We start from the raw sequence: 11,455 nt of genomic DNA on the forward strand, positions 1-11,455 counted from the left end.
GAAAAATAAAATAATTTGTTACAGAATATTTACAAAAGGATAAAAATTTGATATAGTAACAATATGTTGTGCCAAGAAGCCGACATATTGCAGACATAGATACAATTGTTAGTGTGAATTGATAGTTCAACAGAGGTGTGAAGAAGATGAAAAAGAATACTAAAGCTACATGCAGAAAAAGCGTTACTTTTTTGGCTGCTGCCGCTATGACGGCAGCTTTACTTAGTGGTCAGGCATATCCGACAATAGCCATGGGCCAGACACAGACTGTAGAAAAGGGCACCCTGATTCCTGATAATGTAACCATTGATGAACCAACATCTCTTTCTAATATAGACTTACCAAAGAGCGATTACGGAACACTTTCCTGGGCAGACAGTTCTTATGTGCCGGACAGCCGTGTACAGTCCTGCAAGGTAGAATTTAAACCAAACGGTTCCGTGGATCTGTCCGGTTATTCCGGGTGGGATGCGGAAAAAGGCGTTCTGACAGGCTATGTTACAGTTGTGGTAAGCAGCATTGCGGGCAGCGATGAGGATTATAAAGAAGATTACTATGACAGTGAAGAAAACGGCGAAGAGGGAACGGAGGCTTCTTCTGATATTTCCGGGTCAGATGATGCCGGACAGACAGCAGATGGAGAGTATACGGAAGCATCCGGAGAAGCAGCGGCAACACCCGGAGCTGAAGTGACTGAAGCCCCGGAGGAAGCGACTGTAACACCTGGAGTTGAAGTGAGTGGAACTCCGGAGGGAGTAACTGTAACACCTGGAGCTGAGGTGACCGAAGCCCCGGAGGGAGTGACCGTAACACCCGGAGCTGAAGTGACTGAAGTTCCGGAGGAAGTGACCGTAACACCCGGAGCTGAAGTGACTACAGTACCGGAAGAGGTGACGGCAACACCTGGAGCTGAAGTAACTGCGGAACCGGCTGATGACACGCTTCCTGCTGATAGCCAGGAGCCTGCTACGGATGAAACGCAGGAGCCTTCTGTAGCGACACCCGAAGTAACCGCGGCACCGGAAGAAAATAACAATAACATTTTTGACAACCCGGCGGATTTTGCAGCGCAGGATACACGCCCTTCCACGGCAGAAGAGAATTTAAGCCCGGAGGAAGAGATGGAGCGCGCCCGCCAGAATCATAGCTGTGACGGTATTTTTGTTTCAGGCATAGAGCTCCCATGGTACGTGCAGTTCCGTGTTTCCAGCGGAGAAAGCTACGAGTTTAAAAATGAAGCAGATGCCATGATCTTCCAGTCCTATGAGTTTGAGCTTTGGGATCTGAGAAATAATACGGAATACGAAATTCCGGATGGAGAATACATAAGTGTTACAGTTCCGGTTAAGGAAGGCTATTCATACACTATTGAGCATATTTTAGATAACGGGGCTACTGAGACGATCGTTCCAAGTGTGAATGGAGGAACCATGGTATTCAGCACACACTCTTTCAGCCCATTCGGAATCGCAGGCAGCAAACCGCTGGTGGGCGGTGATATTGCCCAGGACGGCTATTCGGGACAGATAACCGCTTCTCCAACGCCAACTGTTCAGGCAACTGCCACGATGAAGCCTGTTCAGACTCCTACAGGCAGTGCCGGCAATATAACCAATACAAATACTGCCGGAAGCGCAGGAACCAATACCGGCACCAGCAGCAATAATACCACCGGTTCTGCAAGCGGCGGAGCAACAAAGGAAGGGACTGTTCGGAACATTTACGGTGACCAGTCCGGTCAGACAGATACCAATAGTTCCCAGAACACAAATACCAGCAATACCCAGAATACAAACACGAACGGAAGCAGCACTGTGAACACCGTGAGGACAGGCGATGATACCGTGATCCTTCCATTTGTGATCCTTGTGGCAGCAGCTGTTGTTGTCATTGTGATCGCGGCAGCGGTTAAGAAGAAAAGAAGTTAAAAAGAAATCAGGAAGAGAATTTTATAATCATAGGATTTTCAGCCCTCCCATATATTGCATATGGGAGGGCTGTTTTTATGAGAGTAAAGGCTGTTTTAAAATCATTACTATTTGCTTATGGAATTACAGGACTGTTCCTGCTTCTTCTTGCGTTTCTTCTCTTTCAATTTGATCTGGGAGAGGGGCCTGTGGCGGCGGGGATCATTGCCGTGTATGTTCTGTCCTGCCTTTTGGGAGGCTTTATGGCGGGAAAAATCCTGCGCAAAGATAAGTATCTGTGGGGCATTCTGGTCGGCTTATTCTATTATCTGCTTCTTGTGACCGTGTCTTTTGCAGTGCAGGGAAAGTGGGATATGACGGTTTCACACGCAGTTACTACCTTCTTTATGTGCCTGGGCGGAGGAGCTTTGGGAGGAATGCTGTCATGATACAAAAAAATGCTTTAAAAATAAAAAGTTTTATGCTATACTAGGCGAAGACGAAACTACATAAGGAGGATATACAATGGAGCATATCAAAACATTAAATACAAAGAACCTGCAGAATACGGTTAAAAAGGGTGGCTGCGGTGAATGTCAGACTTCCTGCCAGTCCGCATGCAAAACTTCCTGTACAGTAGGAAACCAGAGCTGCGAGCATAAATAATAAAAGCAGCGCTGATGAGATTAGGTAAGCAGCGGGGTAAAATCCGCTGCTTATTCATGTAAGAGGGAAATTCGCAGAATTACCGCTGCATGAACCAAAGACACAAAAGGAAAGGATTTCGGTAATATGAGTCTGATTCACCGTTATCAGAGCAATGGCTATAACATTGTGCTGGACATTAACAGCGGATGCATCCATGTGGTGGATGAGGTGACCTACGAGGTGCTTCCTTTGCTGGAGGAAGGACTGGACGGGCAGGCCATTGCGGAAAAACTGGGAAATCGCTTTAAAAAAGAAGAGATTGAAACCTCGATCCGGGAATGTGAAAAGCTAAAAGAAGAAGGAATGCTTTTCACAAAAGATATTTATGAAAACGCTATTGGAGAATTTATAGAGAACAGACAGACTGTGGTAAAAGCGCTGTGCCTGCATATCGCCCATGACTGCAATCTTGCCTGCCGCTATTGTTTTGCAGAAGAAGGGGAATACCACGGGAGAAGGGCACTGATGTCCTTTGAGGTGGGAAAGAAAGCCCTGGATTTCCTCATTGCCAATTCCGGCTCCAGACGAAATCTGGAAGTGGATTTTTTCGGCGGTGAGCCGCTTATGAACTGGCAGGTCGTGAAGGATCTTGTGGAGTACGGGAGAGAGCAGGAAAAGCTTCATAATAAAAAATTCCGTTTTACTCTCACCACCAACGGCGTCCTTTTAAACGACGAGGTGATGGAATTCTGTAATCGTGAAATGAGCAACGTGGTCTTAAGTGTGGATGGACGAAAGGAAGTCCATGATTATATGCGGCCCTTCCGTAAGGGAGCAGGGAGCTATGATCTGATCATGCCCAAGTTTCAGAAATTCGCAGAGTCACGTAATCAGGATAAATACTATGTGAGAGGAACCTTTACCCATCATAACCTGGATTTTGCACAGGATGTACTGCACCTTGCAGACCTGGGATTTAAGCAGATATCCGTGGAGCCTGTGGTGGCGGCTCCAGAGGAAGATTATGCGATCCGCGAGGAGGATATTCCCCGCATCCTGGAAGAATATGATTTTCTCGCAAAAGAGATGATCGCCAGGGAAAAGGCGGGAAAAGGATTTAACTTTTTCCATTTTATGATCGACCTGACAGGAGGCCCCTGTGTTTATAAGAGACTTTCCGGCTGCGGAAGCGGTACGGAATATCTGGCAGTAACTCCCTGGGGTGATTTATATCCCTGTCATCAGTTTGTGGGAGAGGAAGAGTATCTGATGGGAAATGTGGATGAGGGAATCACAAAGCCTTCCATCCAGACCTCATTCGGAAGCTGCAATGTATATACAAAGCCTGCCTGCAAGGAATGCTTTGCGAGATTCTACTGCAGCGGAGGATGTGCGGCAAATGCCTATCATTTCCAGAAGGATATCAATGGAAACTATGAAATCGGATGCGAGCTCCAGAGGAAGCGTGTGGAGTGCGCTATCATGATAAAAGCCGCATTGGCGTGTGACTAAAAGACACGCCGGCGGATCATTAATTTTTAAGAAGGGACAGGAACAATGAAAAAATCAAGAGGAATCGTAGTGATGATTCTTACAGTGATCCTCACTGCTTTTTTCTGCTTTACTTCAGCCGTAGGCATCGGACCTACCGGAAGCGGAGCTGCAAAGCACATTAACACCGGACTGGATTTGGCAGGCGGTGTCAGCATTACGTATCAGTCAAAAGAAAGTAACCCAAGCAGCGAAGATATGTCAGATACGATCTACAAGCTGCAGAAGCGTGTTGAGCAGTATAGCACCGAGGCGCAGGTTTATCAGGAAGGCTCTGACCGTATCAACGTTGAGATTCCTGGTGTAACGGACGCGAATGCTATTCTGGAGGAACTTGGAAAGCCTGGTTCCCTGTGCTTTATCGTACAGCAGGACGAGGACGGCAATGTGAACTTCCAGTCAGATGCAAACAGTGAAACCGGATATTCCCTGGCAAGAAGCATGGATGAGATCCGGGAGGCTGGTTCCGTTGTTCTGGAAGGAACGGATGTTGCGGATGCATCAGGCGGTGCGATCCAGGATCAGAATACAAGCGCAAGGGAATACGTGGTTGAGCTGACCCTGACAGACGCGGGTAAAGAGAAATTTGCCGAGGCAACAAAGGCAAATGTCGGCAAGCAGATCGCCATCATCTATGACAACGGCGTTTTAAGCGCTCCGGTAGTCAATGAGGCTATCACAGGCGGAAAAGCCCAGATCAGCGGTCAGAAAAGCGTGGAGGAAGCGCAGGAGCTTGCTTCCTATATCCGTATCGGTTCCCTGAGCCTGGAACTGGAAGAGCTTCGTTCCAGCGTTGTTGCAGCACAGCTTGGCGAGGAAGCTATCACCACCAGTGTGAAGGCAGCAGCTATCGGTCTTGTGATCGTAATTCTGTTTATGATCATTGTGTACCGGGTACCTGGCGTTGTTGCAGCGATCGCGCTTATTTTCTATACGGCAGCTATGCTGATCACATTAAATGCTTTCGACATTACCCTTACGCTTCCGGGTATTGCAGGTATTATCCTGGGCATTGGTATGGCAGTGGATGCAAACGTTATTATTTATGCCCGTATCCGTGAGGAGATAGGAGCAGGAGTCTCTGTCAGAAATTCTATTAAAGCAGGATTTTCCAAAGCCTTTTCCGCGATCTTTGACGGTAATATCACCACCCTGATCGCCGCTTTCGTGCTGATGTGGCTTGGCTCCGGTTCTGTTAAGGGCTTCGCATATACGCTGGCATTGGGCATTGTGGTTTCCATGTTTACGGCGCTGGTTGTTTCCAGACTGGTTATGAATGCCCTGTATGCAGTTGGTGTCCGCGATGCAAAATATTACGGAAGCACCAGTGAAAAGAAACCGATCAATTTTGTTGGAAAGAGAAAAACCTTCTTCATTATTTCTATCGTACTGATCCTGTGCGGCCCTGTTGCCATGATGATCCATCAGGGAACAGACGGAAAGGCACTGAACTACAGCCTGGAGTTTTCAGGCGGTACAGCTACCAATGTTACCTTTAACGAAGAAATGGATATCAAGCAGATTGATTCCGAGGTAACGCCGCTGGTAGAAGAGGTAACAGGAGATAAAAATGTTCAGCCTACCAAGGTTGTTGGAACAAACCAGGTTATCATTAAGACACGTTCTCTGAATCTGGAAGAGCGTGAGGCTCTTAACAAAGCACTTGTAGATGAATTCGGAGTTGACGACAGCCTGATCCAGGCAGAGAGCATCTCTTCCACCATCAGCAGTGAGATGAGAAAAGATGCAGTGGTAGCTGTGATCGTGGCAACGATCTTTATGCTGCTTTACATTTGGTTCCGTTTCAAAGATATCCGTTTTGCAAGCAGTGCGGTTCTGGCTCTGCTCCACGATGTTCTGGTAGTCCTGACCTTCTATGCGGTTTCCAGAATCTCCGTTGGAAATACCTTTATCGCGTGTATGCTGACCATTGTTGGTTACTCCATCAACGCAACTATCGTTATCTTTGACCGTATCCGTGAAAACCTTCACGGAAGCAAACGGATCGATGAACTTGAGGAAATCGTAAACAACAGTATTACACAGACCCTTACCAGAAGTATCTATACTTCCTTTACCACCTTTGTCATGGTAGCTGTTCTTTACATCATGGGTGTTTCTTCCATCCGTGAGTTTGCAGCACCTCTGATGGTTGGTATCATCTGCGGCGCATATTCTTCTGTTTGCATCACAGGCGCCCTGTGGTTTGTAATGAAAAAGAAATTCACAGGAAACGCACAGCCGGTGAAAGCGGTAGAAACTGCTTCTGCACCTGCAAAGAAAGTTGCTGCTCCTAAGAAAGCCGGAGTACAGAGCAATGCGGTGAAAGGAACAGATGAGTCTAAGAAGAAAAACCGGAAGAGAGTTCAGGAGCGTCTTGCTGCACAGGAGGCAGCACAGAAATCCGGAGCTGAGGACAAATAGAAAAGCTCATAAATGAATTTCCCGGGATAGGAGAGAAACCTGTCCCGGGTTGCTTTTTTTCCTGCAAGGAGATGAGAGGTTCCGTTGGAAAATCTTATGTCCTTAGAGGAAAAAAACAGGAGTGAATTTATGGAAAAATGGGTAGTTGCAGCAAAAAAGGCGGACTTTAACGCCATAGGTGCGGAATTCGGAATTGACCCGGTGATCGCAAGGCTTATCAGGAACCGGGAGGTGACAGGCAGTGAAAGCATCCGGGAATATCTCCATGGAAGCATTCGGGATATTCCATCCCCGTGGCTGTTAAAGGATATGAGAAAAGCAGTGGAAATCCTGAAAGCAAAAATTGAAAGCCAGGCAAGGATCCGGATCATCGGAGACTATGATATTGACGGCGTCACGTCAACCTTTATTTTGCTGAAGGGCCTGCGCCGTGTCGGCGCAAATACAGATACATATATTCCGGACCGGGTATCGGATGGTTACGGCATTCACAGGCATCTTATTGATCAGGCTGAACGGGATGGAATCGATACGATCGTGACCTGTGATAACGGCATTGCAGCCGCAGACGAGATAGCTTTTGCAAAGGAAAAGGGAATGACGGTGGTGGTGACGGATCATCATGAGATCCCCTACGAGGAAACGGAAAATGGCAGAGCGCTTAAGCTTCCTCAGGCAGATGCAATCATCAATCCAAAGCAGCCGGATTGTACGTATCCCAATAAAAGCCTGTGCGGTGCTGTGGTGGCTATGAAGCTTGTTTTTGCACTCTATGAGGCTTATGGGATTCCGGAACAGGAAAGGGAGGAGTTCCTGGAGCTGGCTGCCATCGCCACGGTAGGGGATGTGATGGACCTGCAGGGAGAGAACAGAATTCTGGTAAAAGAGGGGCTGAAGCGCCTGCCGGATACAAGAAATAAAGGTCTTCGGGCGCTGATTCGGGAAACAGGACTTGAAGGCGGAAGGATTACGGCGTATCACATTGGCTTTGTCCTGGGCCCCTGTATCAATGCAAGCGGAAGACTTGATACCGCGGCACGTTCTCTGAAGCTTCTTCAGGCGGAAACAGAGGATGAAGCGGCGCGCCTTGCGGGGGATTTAAAGGGGTTAAATGACAGTCGGAAGGCTCTGACGGAAAAGGGAAAGGAAGAGGCGATCCGGCTTGTGGAAAGTACGGAACTGAAAAATGACAGGGTGTTGGTGGTTTATTTGCCGGATTGTCACGAAAGCCTGGCAGGTATTATTGCTGGACGTATTAGGGAAAAATATCACAGACCGTCATTTGTACTCACAAAGGGGGAAACGGCTGTAAAGGGAAGCGGACGTTCCATTGAAGCCTATTCCATGTATGATGAGCTTGTAAAGTGCGGTGAGCTGATGGAGCAGTTTGGGGGACATCCCATGGCGGCCGGCCTTTCCATCAAAGAAGAAAATGTAGAGATCTTCCGGAAAAAGCTTAATGAGAACTGCACCCTGACTCCGGAGGATCTGATTCCGAAGATCGTGATCGATGTACCCATGCCGGTATCCTATATTACAAAAAGACTGGTTGAGCAGATTTCGCTTCTGGAACCCTTTGGAAAAGGAAATACAAAGCCCTTGTTTGCCCAGAAGGGACTGAAGGTTTTAAACAGCCGGATTTTTGGCAAAAATCGAAATGTAGCGAAACTGCAGCTTATGGACGACAGCGGAACGGTAATGAACGGGATCTATTTTGGTGAGGCGGAGGAGTTTTTGCGTTTTGCATTGGGAAAAGAGCGGATATCCGTGACCTATTATCCTGAGATCAACCGCTATCAGGGACGGGAAAGCCTGCAGATCATAATCCAGAATTACTGCGCATAGTGACTTTCCGTGTCGGTTTTTGGATTGATTCTGGACTTAAAGCGTGTTATACTAAAAGATATTTACAATAGCAAAATCAGTAGAAATACGAATAGGAGGGCGGGGAGAGGCTGCCGCATCATATACAGGCAGCAGAGAGACCCCAGGAGGAAGTTATGAAAAGATTAGAAGAGTATGTAAGAAGTATTCCGGATTTTCCGGAGCCGGGTATTATTTTCAGGGATGTAACCAGCATTCTTCAGGATGCAGATGGACTGCAGCTTGCCATTGATTCCATTCAGGAGTGTCTGAAGGACGTGGATGTGGATATCATTATGGGAACAGAATCCCGTGGTTTTATCTTCGGAGTGCCAGTGGCATATAATCTGCACAAGCCCTTTATTCCGATCCGTAAAAAAGGCAAGCTTCCCTGTGAAACCATTTCACAGAGCTATGAACTGGAATACGGTCAGGCTACCATCGAAATTCATAAGGATTCTATTCAGCCGGGACAGAAGGTTGCTATCATCGATGACCTGATCGCTACAGGAGGAACTGTGGAGGCTGCTGCAAAGCTGGTGGAAAGGCTTGGCGGAGAAGTGGTAAAGATTGTATTTCTTATGGAGCTGGCAGGATTAAATGGCCGCGAAAAACTGAAAGGCTATGACGTGGATTCTGTAATCTGCTACGAGGGTAAGTAAAATACCCACGCTAATGCACTACCTAAAATTTGTTCAACAGGCAGGTGAAAGTAATGACGGAAATAATTTCAGGTACGGGAAATGGAGATACTACCATGCAGGTGGAGCAGGCAAAGCTGGATTCCGTAAAAAGAGCGGATGCAGCCGTGAAGTCCATGAGTGATTTTACCAGCCCTGAAGAATTATATCAGGAATTGATAGCCAGTGTAAAAAAATATCATCCGTCCACAGACATTTCCATGATCCAAAAGGCATACGAGGTAGCAAGTGAGGCTCACAAGGATCAGAAGAGAAAGTCCGGAGAGCCGTATATCATCCATCCTCTCTGTGTCTCCATTATTCTGGCGGATCTGGAGCTGGATAAGGAGACCATCGTAGCGGGACTTCTTCATGATGCGGTGGAGGATACCTGGATGACCTACGAGGAAGTGGAAAAGGAATTCGGCTCTGAGGTTGCCCTGCTGGTGGATGGGGTGACGAAGATCGGACAGCTCTCCTACTCTCAGGATAAGGTGGAAGTACAGGCAGAGAGTCTCCGTAAAATGTTCCTGGCTATGGCGAAGGACATCCGTGTAATTCTGATCAAGCTTGCCGACCGTCTTCACAATATGCGTACGCTCCAGTACATGACTCCAAAGAAACAGCAGGAAAAGGCAAAAGAGACGATGGATATTTATGCGCCCATTGCCCAGCGCCTCGGTATTTCCAAGATCAAGGTGGAGCTGGATGACCTTTCCCTGAAATATCTGAAGCCGGAGGTCTATTATGACCTGGTGGAGAAGGTAGCACTGAGAAAGAGTGTCCGCGAGGAATTTGTGGGAAATATCGTGAAGCAGGTCAAGCAGCACATGGATGATGCCAATATCCGGGCACAGGTTGACGGACGTGTGAAGCACTTCTTCAGCATATATAAAAAGATGGTTAATCAGAATAAAACCATTGACCAGATCTATGACCTTTTTGCTGTTCGTATTCTGGTAGACTCAGTAAAGGATTGTTATGCAGCCCTTGGCGTGATCCATGAAATGTATAAGCCAATTCCCGGCAGATTCAAGGATTATATCGCAATGCCGAAGCCGAATATGTACCAGTCTCTGCATACCACTCTGATCGGTCCCAACGGACAGCCTTTTGAGATACAGATCCGGACTTTTGAGATGCACAAGACTGCGGAGTACGGTATTGCTGCCCACTGGAAATACAAGGAATCCTCTGACGGCAAGAAACCGGTAGGAAAGAGCGAAGAGGAAAAGCTGAACTGGCTGCGTCAGATTCTGGAGTGGCAGAGAGACATGTCTGACAACAGAGAATTTATGAGTCTTCTGAAAAACGACCTGGATCTTTTTGCAGACAGCGTATACTGTTTTACTCCTCAGGGCGATGTAAAAACACTGCCGAATGGTTCAACACCCATTGACTTTGCATACTGCGTGCACAGTGCCGTGGGAAATAAGATGGTGGGCGCAAGGGTCAACGGAAAGCTGGTACCCATCGAATATCAGATCCAAAACGGCGACAGGATTGAGATCATCACCTCCCAGAACTCCCAGGGACCGAGCCGTGACTGGCTGAAGGTGGTAAAGAGCACCCAGGCAAAGAATAAGATCAACCAGTGGTTTAAAAAGGAATTAAAAGAAGATAACATCCTGAAGGGCAAGGAGATGCTGACACAGTATGCCAAGGCCAAGGGATTCAAGATCAGTAATTATACAAAGACTCAGTATCTGGATGCAGTGCTGAGAAAATACGGCTTCCGTGACTGGGATTCCGTGCTGGCAGCCATCGGACATGGCGGACTGAAGGAAGGCCAGGTTTTCAACAAGCTTGTGGAAGCCTATGACAAGGAACATAAGAAAAATATAACGGATGAGGATGTATTGGAGGCTGCCCAGGAAACGCAGGATAAGCTTCATGTGGCAAAGAGCAAGAGCGGCATTGTGGTAAAAGGCATCCATGATGTTGCCGTGCGTTTTTCAAAATGCTGCAATCCGATTCCGGGAGATGAGATCGTCGGATTTGTTACAAGAGGCAGGGGAATTACCATCCACAGGACAGACTGTGTGAATGTGATGAACATGTCGGATCTTGACAGAAGCCGTTTGATCGAAGCGGAATGGCAGAGACCGGACACCAAGGTTTCCGAGAAATATATGGCGGAAATCAATGTATATGCAAACAATCGTACAGGACTTCTGGTAGACCTGTCCAAAATCTTCACGGAGCGCAAAATCGACCTCCGCAGCATCAACAGCCGTACAAGTAAGCAGGAGAAGGCGACTATTTCTCTAAGCTTTAATGTTGGCAGTAAAGAAGAGCTAAACACTCTCATTGAGAAGATACGCCAGGTGGAAAGCATTATCGACGTGGAGCGTACCACGGGCTGACAGACTGCAGGAAAGG

General features: G+C 47.4%; 8 protein-coding genes. All 8 read left to right on the forward strand.

Features of this window, described 5'->3' with window-relative positions; genetic code table 11:
* Window positions 1-146 precede the first annotated feature (146 nt).
* The 8 genes from ACESZH_RS11660 to ACESZH_RS11695 all read left to right on the forward strand — a co-directional run bounded on the left by ACESZH_RS11660 (window position 147) and on the right by ACESZH_RS11695 (window position 11,439).
* Window positions 147-1,928 carry a hypothetical protein gene (locus ACESZH_RS11660; RefSeq protein WP_373215652.1) on the forward strand — a complete coding sequence of 594 codons (1,782 nt, stop codon included), beginning with the start codon at window positions 147-149 and terminating at the stop codon, window positions 1,926-1,928.
* A gap of 77 nt (window positions 1,929-2,005) precedes the next feature.
* Window positions 2,006-2,356, forward strand: a complete 351-nt coding sequence (locus ACESZH_RS11665) for a TIGR04086 family membrane protein (protein ID WP_373215653.1) — start codon at window positions 2,006-2,008, stop codon at window positions 2,354-2,356.
* Window positions 2,357-2,432: 76 nt separating this feature from the next.
* A complete protein-coding gene (gene scfA / locus ACESZH_RS11670) occupies window positions 2,433-2,573 on the forward strand; it encodes a six-cysteine ranthipeptide SCIFF (protein ID WP_015524633.1) in 141 nt (46 codons plus the stop codon).
* Between the two features lie 132 nt (window positions 2,574-2,705).
* Window positions 2,706-4,067 (forward strand): thioether cross-link-forming SCIFF peptide maturase, encoded by a 1,362-nt coding sequence (gene scfB / locus ACESZH_RS11675; RefSeq protein ID WP_373215713.1) that lies wholly within the window; start codon window positions 2,706-2,708, stop codon window positions 4,065-4,067.
* Between the two features lie 45 nt (window positions 4,068-4,112).
* Window positions 4,113-6,530 carry a protein translocase subunit SecD gene (secD, locus tag ACESZH_RS11680; RefSeq protein ID WP_373215654.1) on the forward strand — a complete coding sequence of 806 codons (2,418 nt, stop codon included), beginning with the start codon at window positions 4,113-4,115 and terminating at the stop codon, window positions 6,528-6,530.
* A 129-nt stretch (window positions 6,531-6,659) separates the two neighbouring features.
* Window positions 6,660-8,375: a single-stranded-DNA-specific exonuclease RecJ gene (recJ, locus tag ACESZH_RS11685; protein ID WP_373215655.1), complete on the forward strand. Its 1,716-nt coding sequence runs from the start codon at window positions 6,660-6,662 to the stop codon at window positions 8,373-8,375.
* Window positions 8,376-8,530: 155 nt separating this feature from the next.
* Window positions 8,531-9,055 (forward strand): adenine phosphoribosyltransferase, encoded by a 525-nt coding sequence (locus ACESZH_RS11690; RefSeq protein ID WP_373215656.1) that lies wholly within the window; start codon window positions 8,531-8,533, stop codon window positions 9,053-9,055.
* Between the two features lie 95 nt (window positions 9,056-9,150).
* Window positions 9,151-11,439: a bifunctional (p)ppGpp synthetase/guanosine-3',5'-bis(diphosphate) 3'-pyrophosphohydrolase gene (locus ACESZH_RS11695; protein WP_373215714.1), complete on the forward strand. Its 2,289-nt coding sequence runs from the start codon at window positions 9,151-9,153 to the stop codon at window positions 11,437-11,439.
* The last annotated feature ends 16 nt before the right edge of the window (window positions 11,440-11,455 follow it).

Source organism: Ruminococcus sp. 5_1_39BFAA (assembly GCF_964240875.1).
Lineage (GTDB): Bacteria > Bacillota > Clostridia > Lachnospirales > Lachnospiraceae > Blautia_A.